The following is a 17,238-nucleotide window of genomic DNA, read 5'->3' on the forward strand; positions in this document are numbered from 1 at the left end:
ATGGTCCGCCCACTCTTGCCATCGGCGACGGGTTACTGGCCCGAGGTGTAGAGCCGGCCGATCTCGTCGGCCGAGAGGGCGCGGTCGTACAGGTGGACCTGGTCGACCGTGCCGTCGAGGTAGTCGACCAGGTTGCCGCCGTACTTGCCGCGGCCGATCACGGTGTTGCCGGTCGGCGCGGCCTGGGGCATGCAGGCGCTCGCGGTGCCGGCGAGCGCGCCGTCGACGTAGAGCCGGAGCTCACCCTTCACGGTGTCGCGGACGCCGACCAGGTGGTACCAGCGGCCCACCTCCGGCTTGACCGGCGCCAGTGCCCGCACGCCGGCGAAACTCATCGCGAAACGCTGGTCGGCGCCCGAGTACTGCAGGAAGAAGTCGCTGTTGGTGGCGCCGTCCTGGCTGATGACCGTCTGGAACGCGCCGTCCGCCTTGTCGAGCTTGACCCACGCGGCGGCCGAGTAGTCCGACGCCGTGTTCAGCACCGGCTTGCCGGCGTCGAGGTAGCCGCCGTTGAGGTCGACGCCCTGCCCCGTGTGTCCCTCGGCGAACGGGGCGTTCCCGACCGGGGTCAGCGACCCGTAGGAGCCGTCGAGCGGCCAGAACGCGATCCCGGTCAGGCCGGGCGTCCCGGCGGGCGGCTGCGGCACATTGGCGCCCGACCCGTCCGCCTGTTTGATGATCTTCTGGTTGATGGCGCGCACCTGCCGGAGGTCCATCTTGGCCACCTGGCGGTCATAGGTGAAGAAGCCGTTGAGCTCCGCCTCCACATCGGTGATCTGGGTGTAGATCGCCGCGCTGATACCGCAGTACTTGGCCGAGGTGATGACGGCCTCCTGGTTCGCGACGTATTTCGCGGTCAGCGCCGGCGAGTCGGGTTCCATCTCGTACGCCTGGCCGTCGCCGAACCACATGTGGTTGGAAACCTTCAGCCCGAAGCCGCCGTGCTCGCCGTCGATGGCGACCCGGTTGCCGGCCGGCGCCGGGGTGGCCGGCCCGAGGTACTGGTGGAAGTCGATCACGTCGCCCGCGCCGGAGTCGCCGTGCGAGTTGCAGCAGTTGACGCCGCTGTGCGCGTTGACGAGCCGGGACGGGTCCTGGGCCTTGACCTCGCCGGCGATCCGCCCGGTGTCGTCGCGGCTCCACTCGCCCCAGCCCTCGTTGAACGGGACCCAGGCGACGATCGACGTCCACGACGAGTGCTCGCGGACCATCTCGTGCAGCTCGGCCTCGAACTGCGCGCGCCAGTCGGCCGGGATGGGCCCGGTGTTGGCGGCCGGCATGTCCTGCCAGACGAGCAGGCCCAGCTTGTCGGCCCAGTAGTACCAGCGGTCGGGCTCGACCTTGATGTGCTTGCGCACCGCGTTGAAGCCGAGGGCCTTGTCCTGCTGGAGGTCCCATTTGAGCGCGTCGTCGGTGGGCGCGGTGTACAGGCCGTCCGGCCAGAAGCCCTGGTCGAGGTTGGCCATGTTGAACAGAATCTTTCCGTTCAGGGTGATCCGGAGTTTTCCGTCGGCGCCCGGTGCGGTGCCGATCTGCCGCATGCCGAAGTACGACCCGACCAGGTCGATCGTCTTGTTGCCGTTCAGCAGCTCGACCGACAGGTCGTACAGATACGGATTGTCGGGCGACCAGAGTTTCGCGTGCGGCATGGGAAGCGTCAGGTCGGCGTCGGCCGCGCCGGTGACCGACCCGCCGCCGCGAGCGGCGGCGCGCACGCGCAGACCCGTACCCGCGGATGTGTTGACTTTGATCTTGAGGTTGCCGGCCGGGACGTCCGGGGTGAGCGTGAGCGACGTGATGCTCGCGGCCGGGACAGGCTCCATCCAGACGGTGCGCCAGATGCCGGAGCTGCCCTGGTAGAAGATGCCGCGGTCGGAGGTGCGGCGCTGCTTGCCGATCGGCTGGCCGGTCGCGTCGGTGAGATCCTCGGCCCAGACGATGAGCTCCTGCTCGCCGCCGGCCTTGAGCGCGTCGGTGACGTCCACGTCGAAGCCGTCGTAGCCGCCGCGATGGGTGGTCACCTGCGTGCCGTTGACGAAAACTTTCGCGTCGTAGTCGACCGCCCCGAAATGCAGCTGCAGCCGGTTGCCGCTGCCGACCTTCCAGCCCGCGGGGACCGTGAAGGTCCGGCGGTACCACATGCGGTCCTCGTGCCGCTGAATGCCCGAAAGAGCGGATTCGATCGGGTACGGGACGAGCACGCGTTCGCCGAGCGTCTTTCGGGTCGGCACCGCCTCGCCCGGCGCGGCCCTGGCGAATTCCCAGACGCCGTTGAGGTTCTGCCACTTCTGTCGGGTCAGCTGCGGGCGGGGGTATTCGGGCAGCGCGTTGTCCGGATTGACCTTGCCGGTCCAGGGCGTGGCGATCGGCGGGATGCCGGCGTGCCACCCGTCGGCGGCCTGGATCGCGGGGGCGGGCTGCGGGACATAGGCCGTCGACTCGTGGAAGCCGGAGGCGGTGGCGGAGGAGGCGACGCTGAGGACGAGGACGGTTGCGGACCCGGCAGCGGACAGCCAATGTTTTTTCACGCGCGAAAGTCCCTTCGGAGCGGAAGAGTGCGCTCGTGTTTCGCCATGAGCCAACACAGTCCAACAAGGTTGCTCAGGTTACGTCAAGGTTTCGTCGCGATCTATGTACAAGGGGGCAAGCCGTCGTGCGAACGCCGCATGGTGACGGGCGCAACCCAACTGCGACCGAGCCTCGATAAAGCGCCGGGCGCCGGTGCCGACCTATAGGGCCATGAGCGTGAGCAGCGGAGTGCGACCGGCAGCCGTCCTCGGCTCGCCGGACGGACCCGATGCCGCCGGCGACCCGCAGGACGCGCTGCTCGAGGCGCTCGTCACGTTCATGACCAAGGACACCCCGTCGGTGCAGCACGTGCTCGACGTCGCCGCGCCGTACCTGAAGGCCGCCGCCGGGCTCACCGCCGCGACGGTTTTCGAGCTCGACGCGGAAACCGGGCTGCTCAACCCGACCGCGCGCCTCGGCGAGCCGGGCGGCCGTGACCTGCTCACCGCGGGCAAGGTGTTCCGGATGGCGGCCGGCGCGAAACCGCTCGCCGACGGCGAGCGCCTGGCCGTCCGGCTGCGCATCGGCGGGCAGACCGTCGGCGTGCTGCTGCTCACCGGCGCCCACCTGGACCTGCTGCGCCTCGCCACGCTCTCCCCGCTCGCCCTGCACTTCGCCACCACTCTGCAGGGACTTTCCGCCGAGAAACAACGCCAGTTCATGGCCCACGTCTCCGCGATCATCCGGCGCCTGTTCGAGCAGGGCATGGAGGCCACCACGGTCGACGAGGCCGGCCGGATCCTCGTCTCGTCGGCGGCTGAGGCCTTCCGCACCGAATACGCCGCCGTCGGCCTCGTCGACGGCGACGGCCGCGTCCGGTACCTGCACACGGTCGGCCTGGACGGCAGCGACGAAAAGCTCGCCCACCTCATCGGCATGCCGGCCGCCGAGGCGCCCGTCTGGCGGACCCTCGGCGACGGGAAGCCGTTGCTGATCGGCGACGCCTCCACCGCCGCGGCACTGCCCAACGGGATCATCCGGCACATGCGCCTGAAGTCGTACGTGGCGATCCCGATCCGCTCGGCCCAGGGCGCCGTCGGCATGATCATGTGCGGCGACGGCACGCCCCGCGAGTGGACCAGCCGCGACCGGATCCTCGCCGAGCAGTTGTCCGTCGAGGCGGCGCTGATCGTGGACAGCGCCGGGATGCGGCAGGCCGCCCAGGCGCACGTCGCGCAGCTCAGCCACCAGGCGTTCCACGACTCGCTGACCGGGCTGCCGAACCGGTCGTACCTGCTCGAGCGGGCCGAGCAGGCCGTCGAGTTGGCCGCCGCGACCGGCACCCGGGTGGCGCTGTTGCTGCTCGACCTCAACGGCTTCAAGGAGGTCAACGACACCGCGGGCCACCAGGCCGGCGACGCGCTGCTGCAGCAGGTCGCCAAGCGCCTGCTCGGGGCCGTTCGCGACAACGACGTGGTGTCGCGCCTCGGCGGCGACGAGTTCGCGATCCTGCTCACCCGAAACCCCGACGACGAGGTCGCCACCGGGGTGGCCGGCCGGATCGTGGACCGGCTGCGCGAGCCGTTCACGATCGAGGACCGCGCGGTGCGGATCGGCGGCAGCGTCGGCATCGCCCTGTTCCCGGACGACGCCGGCGAGTACGAGGAGCTGATGCGGGGCGCGGACGCCGCCATGTACGAGGCGAAACGCGACACGAAGAGGTTCGGCGGCGGCGCTCGCCGATATTCCGGCGAAGGATCCGGCGGCGGGTGGGACCAGCCACGCTCTGCTTGACGCGTACCCTTCAGGGCCGTCTGAAACCCGGTGCTCCCGCTCTTGCCTCGCGACTCGGCCGGAACCTCGCCACCCCTCAGACCGCGCAGCGATCCGGTTCGTGACTGGATACCCCGGATTATGGTTGGTCAATGATCCGGCCTCGGACGGTTGTCCTCAACGGTGATCTCGGCGGCGGCAAGACCACCGTCTCGGTGATGCTGGCCGAACGGCTCGGGGTGCGCCGGGTCAGCGTCGGCGACCTCTACCGGCGGATGGCCGCCGACCACGGCATGACCGCGCTCGAGTTCAACCTGCACGCCGAGCTCGACGACAAGGTCGACCACTACATCGACCAGCTGCAGCACGACATCGCCACCTCGGGGGAGAGCCTGGTCGTCGACAGCCGGCTGGCCTGGTTCTTCTTCACCGGCGCGCTCAAGGTCCACCTCGTCACCGATCCCGTCGTGGCGGCCCGGCGGGTGCTCGGGCGGCCCGCCGACGCGGTCGAGAGCTACGACGATCTGGACTCCGCCTGCCGGCAACTGGCGGCCCGCAGCGAAAGCGAGCGACAACGGTTTCTGTCGCGGTACGGCGCCGATAAGACCCGGCTGCGCAACTACGACCTGGTCTGCGACACCACCCGGGCGGCGCCGGCCGAGATCGTCGCGCGGATCATCGAACTGCATTCGTCGCCGCCGGACGCCACGCCGGTCTGCTACCTCGACCCCGACCGCGTGCGGGTGACCGGGGAGACCGATGAGGACGGCGAGATCGTCGTGCGTCATCGGGCGCCGCACTTCGTCGCGGTGCTCGGGAACCGGCGGCTTCGCGCCGCCACGCGCGCCGGCGAGAAGCTGACCCCGATGCGTCTCGCCGATTAGCCGCGGCCCGTTCTGCCGCACGCCGGCATCAACCCGTGTTGGATCTTGATAACTTGCGGTCCGATGCGAACGGAAAGTCACCAGCCTTGCGCGCCGTTGATCAAATCCTGGCAAACTTAAACGGATATATCCGGTGCAGGCGGGCGCCACGCCCAAGTGCAACGGGCCGCACCAACCTCAGCCACGCACACCCAGGCATGGCAGGCCCCAGCCCGGCCACCGAAATACCGCGACCCGCCGATCACTACATGATCGACAGGACGGGCCCTACGTGCGCACCTGGGCCAGCAGCTCGGCGGTGGCGGCCCACAGTCGGCGCTCGCGGGCCGGGTCCTGGGCGATCGGGTGCACCTCGGTCAGCTTTCCGCGCACCACGAAAGCGCCGTCCCGCAGCGACGCCCACTTCGCGTCCAGGGCCATCGAGGCCAGCACGGGAGCGGAATTGTCCGGAGTGGCCACGCCGGGGATGCGGGCAATTCCCCGCGCCATCGCCTGGAAGGCCGCGGGTGCGTCCCGGCCGAGGGCGGTGCCGGGCATCCAGCCGGGCTCGTACACCGCGACGTTGACGCCGGCGGGGGCCTGGCGTTGCAGTTCGTGCGCGTAGTAGAGGATCGCCAGCTTGGCGTCGGAGTAGGCGACGCCGGAGGCGGTCATGCCCGGGCTCTGGTCGCCGGTCGCGGGGCGGGCCAGTTCGACGGGGTCGCGCCACTGCGCCTCGGGAACTTTCAGGAGGCGGCGCCAGAAGTTGGCCTTGTAGGTGTTCGAGCCGAGCAGGATCACGCGGGCCGGCGCTTTGAGCGAGGGCAGCAGGTCGGCGATCAGCTGGGCGTGGGCCAGGTAGTTCACCGCGAAAGTCAGCTCGTATCCGTCCGCGGACGCCCGGCGGGTGTCCGCGGACATGGCGCCGGCGTTGGCGACGATGGCGGAGAGGGGATCGGCGGCGCCGGACGCCAGGAGATCGCGGACGGTGGCGGCGGCGGACCGGACGTCGGCGAGGCGCGCCAGGTCGGCGGGGATCGCGTGGACCCGGGCGCCGCGGGCGCGTGCCGCGGCGGCCACCGCGGTCAGCGCCGGGCCGCCGCGGCCCACCAGCAGCAGGTCGGGGTGGGCGGGGTGGCCGGCCATGGCCAGGGTGGCGGCGCGGCCGAGGCCCCGGGTCGGGCCGGTGATCAGCACGGTTGTCATGAGCCGAGCCTGCGGCAACGGCGCGGCGACAGGCAGCCGTCCGGTTTTCGTAGGACTGGCAGGGCCAGGACAACCGCCGCGGCGGCGCGGAGACTGGTACGCGTGGAGACGTGGGAGTTCGGGCGGATGCTGCGGCGGTTCCGCGACCGGGTCGCGCCCGGGACCGTGGGCCTGCCGGTCGGGCGGCGACGGCGGGCCGGCGGGCTGCGCCGGGAGGAGCTGGCCGGGCTCGCGGGGATCTCGGCGGACTACCTGACCCGGCTCGAGCAGGGGCGGGCCACCGCGCCCTCGGCCCAGGTCGTGGAGGCGCTGGCCCGGGCGCTGCGGCTGCCGGACAGCGAGCGTGACCTGTTCTACCGGCTGGCCGGGCACGCGGCGCCGGGGCTCGACGTGGTGCCGTCGCGCGTCACGCCGAGCGTGCAGCGGCTGCTCGACCGGCTGGCGCACACGCCGGTCGTCGTCTACGACGCCACGTGGACGCTGGTCATGGCCAACGCGCCCTACGACGCGCTGATGGGCGAGACGACGACGTGGCGCGGAATCGAGCGGAACGCGATCTGGCGAAACCTCGCCGGGCCGGGCGGGCGGGTCGTGCACACCGCGCAGGAGCAGGCCGAGCACGAGGCACGACTGGTCGCCGACCTGCGGCTGACGGCCTCGCGGTACCCGGCGGACCGGGAGCTGAAGAGGCTCGTCGGAGAGCTGGCGTCACGGTGCCCGCGATTCGGGGACCTGTGGGAATCGGACGCGCCGCCGCCGCTGCCGGACCCGTCGAAGCGGAAGGTCGTCGACCACCCGGCGGTCGGGCGGATCGCCCTCGACTGCGACACGCTGATCGTCGCGTTCGACGATCTGCGCATCACGGTCTACACGGCCGAGCCGGGCACCGAGGACGCCGAGCGGCTCGCGCTCGCGATCGTCCTCGGCACCCAGACGCTGGTCTAGGTTTCAGTCGGACGGGTTGGCGTCCTTCTCGCGGTCCAAGGCCAGGTCGAGGGCCAGCACGCCGGCGATGATGAGCAGCGGGTCGATGCCGTCGGCCACCCGGACCGCGTACGTGTCGCGGATCGTCAGCCATCGCTTGGACACCGCGGCCACCTCGTCGCCGTCCTGCTCGATCACGTACTCGTGGTCGAGCAGGTCGCCCTTCATCTCCAGGTCGCCGGGGCCGGGCACGTCGATGGTGAACTTGTCGCGGAACGGGGTGAAGAGTTTCTTGCGGACCTCGGCCGCCTTCTCGCCGCCGATCCGGATCTCGTAGGTCGGGCGCAGCGCGATCAGCTGGCGGTGCACCGACGCGACCTCCTCGCCGGACGGGTCCTCGATGACCACGCGGCCGCGGACGCTGAAGACCTTGCCGTCCACGCGGTAGAGCTTGGCGCCGTGCTCGTCCAGCACGTCGAAGTCGTCGCCGATCGCGAAAAAGCGTTCCCTGATCAAGTACATGAGGCGATTCTCCGCCACCGGCCCGGCGGCCGGGGACGGCCCGGTGCCGCACCCGGCCGGTCCCGCACGGCGGCGACGGCCGCCGCTGCGGTGGGGATCAGGCGAAACCTCGTACGATGTCGTCCTGATTTTGGTTCCGGGCCTCCGCCACGTCGGCGAGCAGGCGATCCCACTCGGCGTCCTCCCGCAGCGGAATCCGGGTCGTGGCGCGCGAGTTCGTGTACTCCCACCACGCGCCGACGCGGACCGGCCAGAGGCCCATGCGGATCGCGCCGCGCAGGAAACAGCGGTGGGCCAGGAGCGTCGCGGCCAGCATCTCGGCGTCGAGACTTTCGCTGTCGACGGCCTTGCCGAGCGCGCGGACGTCGCGGTGCATCTCGGAGTACGCGATCAGCGACGGCATCGCGGGCACGACCAGCTCGGCGTCCTCGGCGATCAGGTCGTCGGCGTAGGAGGGCGTGAAGACCAGGTCGTCGACGGTCACGATCAGCGGGAGAATTTCGCGGCCGCGGCGAACGTCGAGCTGGACGGCGGGCGCCCGGGTGGGCACGAAGACGTCGGCGGCCTCGACCACGTCGTCGGGATCGAGCGACGCGGTGTCGCCCAGCGCCGGCACGTGGATGTGCAGAGCACCCCGGCGAATTGTCACGTCAAGGCCGGGGACCTCGGACAACGCCTCGGTCAGTTCGTAGCTCCGCATGCAGCCGTTATACGTCACGGTGGCCGGCGGCCGAACCCCGGGCGGGCGGCCGGGGCGACAAATGTTTCCTGGGGGTATCCGAATCATTGCGGTGGGAGCGCTCCCATGTCATGCTGTGCGAACGGCCGGGAGCGATGCCCCTCGATACGTGAACCCGGCTGAATCCCCCTGGCGCGAGGGTGCGCCATTCGCATGTCTCGAGGAGCCACCACATGAGACCTGTCCTCATCCGCGGACTGACCGCGGCTGCCGCGGCCTCACTCGTCACCGGTCTGGGCATCTTCGCCGCGACCAGCGCGAGTGCGGCCGCCGGCTGCCGGGTCGACTACACGGCGAACTCCTGGAACACCGGGTTCACCGCGAATCTGAACGTCACCAACCTGGGCGACCCGATCTCGGGCGGCTGGAACGTCACGTGGACGTTCCCGGGCAACCAGCAGGTCACCCAGGGCTGGAGCGCGACGATCGCCCAGTCCGGCGCCAACGTGACGGCGACCAACCCCTCCTGGTCGACCGGTATCGCCACCAACGCCAGCGTGAGCTTCGGCTTCAACGCGAACTACTCGGGTACGAACACCGCGCCGTCGTCCTTCAAGCTCAACGGTGTGGCGTGCACGGGCGGTGTGGGCCCGACCAGCTCACCCACCGCGTCGCCGACGTCCTCGCCGACCGCTTCCCCGACGTCTTCGCCGACCTCGTCGCCGACGTCGTCGCCCACGGGAAACCCGGGCACGAAAGTTGACAACCCCTACGCCGGCGCGAAGGGCTACGTCAACCCGGAGTGGAAGGCCAAGGCCGACGCGGAGTCCGGCGGCAGCCGCGTCTCCAACAACCCGACCGCGGTCTGGCTCGACCGGATCGCCGCGATCGCGGGCACGACCGGCAGCAGCTCCAACGGCTCGATGGGCCTGCGCGCCCACCTGGACGCCGCTCTCGCGCAGGGCGCGGGCTACATCCAGCTGGTGATCTACAACCTGCCCGGCCGGGACTGCTCCGCGCTCGCCTCCAACGGTGAGCTGGGCGTCAACGACCTGCCGCGGTACAAGGCCGAGTACATCGACCCGATCGCCGCGATCGAGGGCGACGCGAAGTACAAGAACCTGCGGATCATCAACATCGTCGAGATCGACTCGCTGCCGAACATCGTCACCAACACGTCCGGCCAGGCCGGCGCCACGGCGACCTGCGACACGATGAAGGCCAACGGCGGGTATGTGCAGGGCGTCGGCTACGCCCTGAACAAGCTCGGTGCGATCGGCAACGCCTACAACTACGTGGACGCCGCGCACCACGGCTGGATCGGCTGGGACTCGAACTTCGGCCCGACCGCGGACATCATGCTGCAGGCCGCGCAGGCCTCCGGCAGCGTCAACAACGTCACCGGCTTCATCACCAACACGGCCAACTACTCGGCCCTGCAGGAGCCGTACTTCACCATCAACTCCTCGGTGAACGGCACCAGCGTCCGGCAGAGCAAGTGGGTCGACTGGAACCAGTACGTCGACGAGCTCTCCTTCGCCCAGGCGTTCCGGACGAAGCTGGTCTCGGTCGGCTTCAACTCGAACATCGGCATGCTGATCGACACCTCGCGCAACGGCTGGGGCGGCTCGGCCCGTCCGACCAAGGCGAGCACGTCGACCGCCGTGGACACCTTCGTCAACGAGTCGCGCATCGACCGGCGGATCCACGCCGGCAACTGGTGCAACCAGTCCGGCGCCGGCCTCGGCGAGCGGCCCAAGGCCTCTCCGGCCAGCGGCATCGACGCCTACGTCTGGGTCAAGCCTCCGGGCGAATCGGACGGCTCGAGCTCCCTCATCCCCAACAACGAGGGCAAGGGCTTCGACCAGATGTGCGACCCGACCTACACCGGTAACGCCCGCAACGGCAACAGCAACAGCGGTGCGCTGCCCAACGCTCCCATCTCGGGTGCATGGTTCTCGGCTCAGTTCCAGCAGCTGATGCAGAACGCGTACCCGCCGCTCTCGTAACCCGCCCCCATAACCGCCGGGCCCCGCTCTCTTCCCACGAGGAGCGGGGCTCGGTGTGTTGGTACCGGTGTAGATCAAAGACCAAAAGCTAAGAATCATTTAGTACGGGCTTTGACAAGTTTCCTGGTCTTCGGCCCGGCGCCGTCGTTGGTCACCCTCCGATCGCGGCTGCCGGGCTGTCCTGATGGCAACCGTGAGCTATGCTCACTATGATGAACGCTCACTTATCTGGCGACGCTCACTTACCCGGCGATGCTCACTTATCCGGCGATGCTGGCTTTGCCGCGGCGCTGGATCGGCTGCTGTTGCTGACCGTGCTGCTCAATGACGACATGCATCGCGGTCTCGCGGCCGACGGGCTGACGCCGTCGCGTACGTCGTTGCTGTGGACTCTGTGGCGGCTCGGGCCGTCGCCGCAGAAGGACATCGCCGCCGCCATGCAGGTGAGCGCGCGCACGGTGACGGGGCTTGTCGACGGGCTGGTCGCGACGGGGTTCGTGACGCGCGAGCCGCACCCCTCCGATCGGCGGGCCTTTCTGGTCACTTTCACGGCGCGGGGGACTGCCGCGGTGGAAAAGCTGGAGGCCGATCAGCGCGAATTTTCGCGGCAACTTTTCGCTCACATGCCGGCCGAGCGGTTCGAAGGGCTGGTGGCGGGGCTGGACGACGTGCTGGCGACGCTGCACGCGCTGGGGTTGAGGAGTCCGTTCTGATGAAACTCGTCAAGTTCGTCGTCATGTACGAGATCCGGTTGTGGATCGCCCTCTACCGGTGGGTGTTCCGGCGGCCGGCGCCCGTTCCGCCCGGCAGCGAAAGGTTTCCGTACTCCGGTGCCGTGATGACGATCCTCATCGCGTTCATCGTGGTGTCGGCCGTCGAGATCCCGATCCTGCATCTCATGCTGCCGTGGGAGGCGGTGCGCGTCGCGTCGCTCACCGTCGGCTTCTACGGGCTGTTCTGGATGTTCGGGTTGCTGGCGACGATGCGCGTCTACCCGCACCTGCTGGGGCCGGACGGGCTGCGGATCCGCAACTCGCTCATCCTCGACCTGCCGATCCCGTGGGACGACGTCCGGGACATCCGGTCGCGGGGCCGCTCGCTGCCGCCCGGTGGCAAGACCCAGTTCGAGGACGGCGTCCTCTCGTTCGGCCTGGCCAGCGGCACCACGGTCGATGTCGTCCTGGCCCGCCCGCTCGTCCTGCCGGTCAAGCAGGCCGGCGGCGAGCCCGTCACCGAGATCCGCTTCCACGCCGACACGCCCGGCGATCTCGTCGCGGCCGCGCGGGCCCACTTGCGATCGGAAGTGGGCTAGGAAAGGTACGTGGAAATTTCCAAGGTCGCCTGGTCGGCCGCCGGCCGGCGTCTGACCGCCGCGGCCGGCTCGGTGACCGGCAACCGCTACCAGGACAATTACGACGTGGTGCACCTCGATCCGGGCCGGGTCCTGGCGGTGGTGGCCGACGGCATGGGCGACGGCCCCGGCAGCGCCGCCGCCGGCCGCACGGCCGTCGACGTCTTCGTCCACGACGTCCCGGTCAACTGCGCCCCGGCCGCGCTGCGGGTCGCGGTCGATCAGGCCCAGCAGGAGGTACGCCGGGCGGCCCGCACCCTCGACGAGCTGACCGGCTGCACGATGACGGCGTTCGTGGCGGACGCGAACGCGGCGGCGTGGATCGTGCAGATCGGCGACTCCCGCGCGTACCGCCTCCGGGACGGTCTCCTGGAGTTGCTGACCGTCGACCACACGGTGGCGTGGCTGGGCCTGCTCCACGGCTGGTTCGCGCACGACTCGGAGGACGCCCGCGTGGCGCGGTACCGGCTGACCCGCTACGTGGGCCACCCGGAGGGCCCGGAACCGGACGTCCTGAACGTCACCTTGCGGCCCGGCGACGTGTATCTGCTCTGCTCCGACGGGGTGAGCGATCAGCTCTCCTACGAGCGGCTGATTCAGCTGCTGGGCACCAACCCCGACCCGGCCGCCGCGGCCCACTTCATCCTGGAGGACACCCTCGAGGCCGGCGGCGCCGACAACGCCACCGCCGTCGTGATCAAAGTCGAGCCGACGATCTGAGCAGAGCCGTCGCCCCGGCGATCGCGTCGTCGATGGGCGCGGCGCCGGGATGCCAGCGGGCCTCGTGCTCCAGCACCACCGGCACGTTCCCGCTTCGTGCCAGCACGTCTCCCAGCGGGATCGCGCCCGTTCCCGGGACCAGGGGCGTGCGGTCGTTTCGCGATGGCACGTCCTTGATCTGGACCTCCGCCAGCCGGGACCCGAGCGCGGCGGCGGTCTCCGCCGGCTCCTCGCCGGCGCGCCATGGGTGCAGCGCGTCCCAGATGGCGCCGATCTCCGGGAAACTTTCCAGCACGCGGCGCAGGTCGGCGCCGCGCAGGTAGGCGTCGTGGGTCTCGATCATGAGCCGGACGCCGCTGCCGCGGGCCCGCTCGACGGCCGTCGCGAGCGCCGCGGTGGGGTCGCCGTCGCCCGGCATGAGCCGCAGCGCCGGCGCGCCGAGGTCGTACGCGAGGTCGAGATGCGCCTGCAGGCCGGTCGCGCCTGCGGAGAGGTCGACGTAGGTGGCCAATCCGGTGAGCGTCAGCCCGTCGCCGGCCAGTTGCCGCCGGGTTTTGCGTCGCTCGCGCGTCCCGAGCCCGACGTGAACCGGCTCGTCCCCGGCGCAGCGAAGCTGGACTCCGGTGACGCCGTGCCGTCGCAGCAGCGCGCCCACCCGATCGAGCGGCAGCCCCGGGCACCCGAGCGTGGAAACCGCGAGAACCATGACGCCATCATCCGGGCGTTCACCCGGATCCGGCCGCGAAGTTGCCGTACACGTGGATCCGCTTGTGCTCCACCGAGGTCACAAAGGACTCGTACGTGTCGTCGGCGGCGTTGCGCTCGCCCGCGGTGTACTCGGCCGCGAAAACGTACGTGCCGGACTTGAGCGTGGCGCCCGCGCGCATGACGAAGTGGTAGAGCAGCGCGCCCGGCTCCCTGGTCACCGTGGCGGTGATGCTTTCGGCGGGCGTCCCGAAACCGGTCGACGAAAGACTGGGGGAGGTCAGCGTCACGCGGATCGTCAGGTCCAGCTCGGTGAGGTCGGCGCCGGGCTTGAGCGTGACCTCGCTGCGGCCCTTCGCGGGGATCGAGCCGTCCGACCAGAGGCTGCCCTTCTCGGCCTGGGTGTCGCCGGGGTGGCCGCGCACGGGGCCGGCCGGCGGGCTTTCCGGGGCGCCGGATGTGACCGGAGGCGAGGTCACCGAGGTGCGCGGCCGCTCGGTGACGGGCCGGGAGGCGGGCGAGGTGGCGGTGGCGACCTCGCTGGGCGACGCGGATGCGGTGGGGGCGGCGACCACCGGGGGCGGCGGCGGGGTCCGGTCGTCCGCGAGGGCCCACTTGGCGACGCCGCCGAGCCCGAGCACCAGCAGAACGCCCAGGCCCGAGCCGGCCAGGCGCAGGAAGCGGCCGCGCGGCCGATCGGCGGCGGCGCGATTGGCGGCGATGCGGTTGAGCATCGCGGTGCGGTCCGGCGTGTGGGAGTCCCGCTCGTCACGCAACGCGTCGCGCAGGAAGTCGTCGCTCACCGGGCCACCTCCGGGTCGAATGTGAGGTCCTCGAGCAGGTCGGCGAGCTGCTTCGCGCCGCGCGAGGTCTGCGACTTCACCGCGCCGACCGAGATGCCCAGGATGTCGGCGACCTCCCGTTCGGGCAGGTCGAAGGCGTACCGCAGCACCACGCACGCGCGCCGCCGGTAGGGCAGGCGCTTGAGCGCGGTGCGCACGTCGAGCACGGCCGGCACGTCGGGGCTCGGGGCCCGGTCGCCGCCGAGGCCGATCAGCGCCAGGCCGCGCCGGGCGCGGCCCTGCCGGCGGATCCAGTTGCGGGTGAGATTCGCGACGATCCCTTTCGCGTACGCGGCCGGGTCGCCGCTCGCCGCGACCCGGTCCCAGTGCTTCCACACCTCGGTGAGTGCGTCGGCGGCGAGGTCGTCCGCGACCGTCCGGTCGCCGCTGAGCAGGAAAGCCAGCCCGGCGAGTGCGGCGTGGTGCTTCTCGAAGAACGCGTGGAAGGCCTGGTCGCGCACCGCACCTCCCACCGTCTCCGCCGCGAAAAGATCAGCCTGGAGACGATAGCGGAAGGGTGTCGAGCAGGTCATCCGCGACCGCGCGGGCCGGCTCGCGACAGGCCTGCTCCCGTTCGCGGAAGACATTCTGCGCGCGGGCGGCCGGCCAGTCGGCGGGGAGGTGCTCGAGCGGCAGCCGGGGATCGGGCCGGATGGCGTCCAGCCACTCTGCGATCAGGCGGAGCCGGTCGGCGAGGGGGTCACCGGTCGTTCTCGCGCCGTCCCAGCAGCTCAGGAACTCGTCGTATCGGGCGCCCACCTCGGCAAGGTCGTAGGCGTCCCCGATCAGATCGGCGATGTCGGTCGTGTCGTCGGCGCGCGCGAAGAAGACTCGCGCGTGCGCTTTCAGGCCCAGCGACGAAACTATTCCGGCCGCGTCGACCCGGCCGGGCGCGATCCACAGACCGCCCTGCACCGGGCCGAAACCGGACCAGGCGAGCCGTGAGCGCAGATCGTGCCGCGCGCGCTGCATCGACTCGGGCAGCGAGAAGCTCAGCAGCGTCCACGTGCCGTCCCACCGGTCGTTGACCGCGCCGTCGTGCCAGATGCGGGCGCGCCCGTCCCGCAGGATCGCCGACGAGCGCTCGGTGAGGCCGAAGTACATCTTGCGGCCGACCGGCCGCCGGCGCAGCAGGTCGCGCCCGACCATGCGGTTCAGCGTCGAGCGGGTGGCGTGCGCCGAGACGCCGGACCGGCCGAGCGCGTCGATGATGCCGCCGGCGCCGAGGCAGACGCCCTGGTCGAGTGCGTACGTGCCGAACAGCATGAGCATCAGGTCCTGCGGTTGCATGCCCCAATGTTAGGCACATTCTTGACGACCGTGAAACTGACGCCTAACTTCGGAGACGTGGACGACATCAATCTCACCGGCCGGGTGGCCATCGTCACCGGCAGCGGTCGCGGGCTCGGTCTCGCGTACGCGAAAGCCCTTTCCGCCGCCGGCGCGTCGGTCGTGGTCAACGACGTCGATCAGTCCGCCGTCGACGACGCGGTCGCCTCGCTGCCGGGCGACGCGGTCGGCGTGACGGCCGCGGTCGGCGACACGGAAAGTGCCGACCGTCTTGTCGGGGCGGCAGTGGAAAGTTTCGGCCGGCTCGACATCCTGGTCACCAACGCCGGCATCCTGCGCGACCGCGTGCTGTGGAAGATGAGCGACGACGATTTCGACGAGGTCGTCCGCGTCCATCTGCGCGGCACCTTCACGTGCGCCCGGGCCGCCGCCGTCCGGATGCGGGAGCAGGGCGAGGGCGGCCGGATCATCCTGATCTCGTCGCCGGCCGGTCAGCGCGGAAACTTCGGGCAGACCAACTACGCGGCCGCGAAAGCCGGGATCGCGGCGATGGCCCGCACGTGGGCGATGGAGCTGGCGCGCAACGAGATCACGGTGAATGCCGTCGTGCCGGTCGCCGCCACCGCGATGACCCGCACGATTCCCGCTTTCGCGCCGCTCATCGAAAAATCCGAGAGCACGGGCGAGCCGCTGCCCGCGTGGGTGCGCCGCGACGAAGGCCTCGGCAGCGTCGACGACGTGACCGGCCTGGTGGTCTTCCTCGCCTCCGACGCGTCCCGGGGCATCACCGGGCAGGCGATCGGCGTGGGGGGCGATCGCCTCGCGCTCTGGGCGCACCCCCAGGAGAAGACCGTCGCCTTCGCCGACGGCGGGTGGAGCGCTTCGGCCATCGCCGCCGGGTGGGCGTCGGGTGTCGGCTCCTCACCGGAGACGTACGGGATTCCCGCCCCCAAGCCGCCGGCGGATTGACGTGGATCTCGAGTCACTGGTCGCCATCGACGTGCACACCCATGCCGAGGTGGGGCGGGACGGGCGCACGTCGCTGAGCTCGACGTTGCTGGCGGCCTCGGAGGCGTATTTCAAGGCGCACGGTCACCGGCAGCCGACCGTCGACGAGATGGCGGCGTACTACCGCGAAAGGCGGATGGCGGCCGTGGTGTTCACGGTCGACGCGGCTTTCGCCACCGGGCATCCGCCGATCCCGAACGAGGAGGTCGCGGCGAGCTGCGCCGAGCATCCCGACGTGCTGATCCCGTTCGCGAGCATCGACCCGCACCGCGGCCGGGCCGGTGTCCGCGAGGCGCGCCGCCTGGTCGAGGAACACGGCGTGCGCGGGTTCAAGTTTCATCCGAGCCTGCAAGGTTTCTCGCCGGACGACCGGATGGCATACCCGCTCTACGAGGCGATCGAGGAGCTCGGGGTGCCGGCCCTGTTCCACACCGGGCAGACCGGGATCGGGGCGGGAGTGCCGGGCGGGGGCGGGATCCGGCTGCGGTACTCGAATCCGATGCTCGTCGACGACGTGGCCGTGGACTTCCCCGAGCTACGGATCATCCTGGCCCACCCGTCGTTCCCCTGGCAGGACGAAGCTCTTGCGGTCGCGACCCACAAGCCGTACGTGTATATCGACCTCTCCGGATGGTCGCCCAAGTACTTCCCGCCGCAGCTGGTGCGCTACGCCAATACGTTGTTGCAGGACAAGGTCCTGTTCGGTTCCGACTACCCGGTGCTCACCCCCGACCGCTGGCTCGCCGATTTCGACCAGCTCGACATCAAGCCGGCGGTCCGTCCCAAGATCCTCAAGTCCAACGCCGCCCGGCTTCTGAACCTCTCCTGAAGGAGCTCC

General features: G+C 70.5%; 17 protein-coding genes. 9 read left to right on the forward strand and 8 right to left on the reverse strand.

Translation table 11 applies throughout. The features are described from left to right. Positions 1-32: 32 nt before the first annotated feature. Positions 33-2,528 carry a LamG-like jellyroll fold domain-containing protein gene (locus ACIA5D_RS50090; RefSeq protein ID WP_396037821.1) on the reverse strand — a complete coding sequence of 832 codons (2,496 nt, stop codon included), beginning with the start codon at positions 2,526-2,528 and terminating at the stop codon, positions 33-35. Positions 2,529-2,739: 211 nt separating this feature from the next. On the opposite strand from ACIA5D_RS50090, the gene ACIA5D_RS50095 reads away from it, so the two are divergent. After that, positions 2,740-4,302: a diguanylate cyclase domain-containing protein gene (locus ACIA5D_RS50095; RefSeq protein ID WP_396037822.1), complete on the forward strand. Its 1,563-nt coding sequence runs from the start codon at positions 2,740-2,742 to the stop codon at positions 4,300-4,302. 131 nt (positions 4,303-4,433) lie between these two features. Further along, complete coding sequence (locus ACIA5D_RS50100) at positions 4,434-5,165, forward strand: AAA family ATPase (protein WP_396037823.1); 732 nt, start codon at positions 4,434-4,436, stop codon at positions 5,163-5,165. Positions 5,166-5,432: 267 nt separating this feature from the next. On the opposite strand, the gene ACIA5D_RS50105 is transcribed toward ACIA5D_RS50100, so the two are convergent. Next, on the reverse strand, positions 5,433-6,350 hold the full coding sequence (locus ACIA5D_RS50105) for an SDR family NAD(P)-dependent oxidoreductase (protein WP_396037824.1): 918 nt from the start codon (positions 6,348-6,350) through the stop codon (positions 5,433-5,435). Positions 6,351-6,476: 126 nt separating this feature from the next. Here ACIA5D_RS50105 and ACIA5D_RS50110 point away from each other — a divergent pair, with 126 nt between their 5' ends. After that, positions 6,477-7,295, forward strand: coding sequence for a helix-turn-helix transcriptional regulator (locus tag ACIA5D_RS50110; RefSeq protein ID WP_396037854.1), 819 nt, complete (start codon positions 6,477-6,479; stop codon positions 7,293-7,295). A gap of 3 nt (positions 7,296-7,298) precedes the next feature. On the opposite strand, the gene ACIA5D_RS50115 is transcribed toward ACIA5D_RS50110, so the two are convergent. Both ACIA5D_RS50115 and ACIA5D_RS50120 read right to left on the reverse strand, forming a co-directional pair. After that, positions 7,299-7,796 (reverse strand): LURP-one-related/scramblase family protein, encoded by a 498-nt coding sequence (locus ACIA5D_RS50115; RefSeq protein ID WP_396037825.1) that lies wholly within the window; start codon positions 7,794-7,796, stop codon positions 7,299-7,301. Between the two features lie 97 nt (positions 7,797-7,893). Then, the gene (locus tag ACIA5D_RS50120; RefSeq protein ID WP_396037826.1) at positions 7,894-8,496 is read right to left on the reverse strand and encodes a hypothetical protein; all 603 of its coding nucleotides are present in this window, start codon (positions 8,494-8,496) and stop codon (positions 7,894-7,896) included. Positions 8,497-8,708: 212 nt separating this feature from the next. Here ACIA5D_RS50120 and ACIA5D_RS50125 point away from each other — a divergent pair, with 212 nt between their 5' ends. The 4 genes from ACIA5D_RS50125 to ACIA5D_RS50140 all read left to right on the forward strand — a co-directional run bounded on the left by ACIA5D_RS50125 (position 8,709) and on the right by ACIA5D_RS50140 (position 12,555). Then, complete coding sequence (locus ACIA5D_RS50125; protein ID WP_396037827.1) at positions 8,709-10,484, forward strand: glycoside hydrolase family 6 protein; 1,776 nt, start codon at positions 8,709-8,711, stop codon at positions 10,482-10,484. Between the two features lie 212 nt (positions 10,485-10,696). After that, entirely contained in the window at positions 10,697-11,197 is a 501-nt protein-coding gene (locus tag ACIA5D_RS50130; RefSeq protein WP_396037828.1) for a MarR family winged helix-turn-helix transcriptional regulator, read from the forward strand. Further along, positions 11,197-11,796, forward strand: a complete 600-nt coding sequence (locus tag ACIA5D_RS50135; protein WP_396037829.1) for a hypothetical protein — start codon at positions 11,197-11,199, stop codon at positions 11,794-11,796. The genes ACIA5D_RS50130 and ACIA5D_RS50135 overlap by 1 nt, the downstream gene beginning before the upstream one ends. A 9-nt stretch (positions 11,797-11,805) precedes the next feature. Then, positions 11,806-12,555, forward strand: coding sequence for a PP2C family protein-serine/threonine phosphatase (locus ACIA5D_RS50140; protein WP_396037830.1), 750 nt, complete (start codon positions 11,806-11,808; stop codon positions 12,553-12,555). Here the strand turns inward: ACIA5D_RS50140 and ACIA5D_RS50145 are convergent. Genes ACIA5D_RS50145 through ACIA5D_RS50160 form a run of 4 tightly spaced genes read right to left on the reverse strand, consistent with a single transcriptional unit; the run spans position 12,533 to position 15,392 of the window. Beyond that, positions 12,533-13,261: a sugar phosphate isomerase/epimerase family protein gene (locus tag ACIA5D_RS50145; protein WP_396037831.1), complete on the reverse strand. Its 729-nt coding sequence runs from the start codon at positions 13,259-13,261 to the stop codon at positions 12,533-12,535. The two genes, ACIA5D_RS50140 and ACIA5D_RS50145, sit on opposite strands and share 23 nt — an antisense overlap. Positions 13,262-13,280: 19 nt before the next feature. Further along, positions 13,281-14,063, reverse strand: coding sequence for a hypothetical protein (locus ACIA5D_RS50150; protein ID WP_396037832.1), 783 nt, complete (start codon positions 14,061-14,063; stop codon positions 13,281-13,283). Then, positions 14,060-14,563 (reverse strand): SigE family RNA polymerase sigma factor, encoded by a 504-nt coding sequence (locus tag ACIA5D_RS50155; RefSeq protein WP_396037833.1) that lies wholly within the window; start codon positions 14,561-14,563, stop codon positions 14,060-14,062. The genes ACIA5D_RS50150 and ACIA5D_RS50155 overlap by 4 nt, the downstream gene beginning before the upstream one ends. A 31-nt stretch (positions 14,564-14,594) precedes the next feature. Beyond that, positions 14,595-15,392, reverse strand: coding sequence for a PaaX family transcriptional regulator C-terminal domain-containing protein (locus ACIA5D_RS50160; protein WP_396037834.1), 798 nt, complete (start codon positions 15,390-15,392; stop codon positions 14,595-14,597). Positions 15,393-15,458: 66 nt separating this feature from the next. On the opposite strand from ACIA5D_RS50160, the gene ACIA5D_RS50165 reads away from it, so the two are divergent. After that, entirely contained in the window at positions 15,459-16,361 is a 903-nt protein-coding gene (locus ACIA5D_RS50165; RefSeq protein WP_396037855.1) for an SDR family NAD(P)-dependent oxidoreductase, read from the forward strand. Between the two features lies 1 nt (position 16,362). Continuing rightward, positions 16,363-17,229, forward strand: a complete 867-nt coding sequence (locus tag ACIA5D_RS50170; RefSeq protein WP_396037835.1) for an amidohydrolase family protein — start codon at positions 16,363-16,365, stop codon at positions 17,227-17,229. Positions 17,230-17,238 lie beyond the last annotated feature (9 nt).

This window comes from Actinoplanes sp. NPDC051513 (assembly GCF_044454685.1).
In the GTDB taxonomy this organism is placed as follows: domain Bacteria; phylum Actinomycetota; class Actinomycetes; order Mycobacteriales; family Micromonosporaceae; genus Actinoplanes.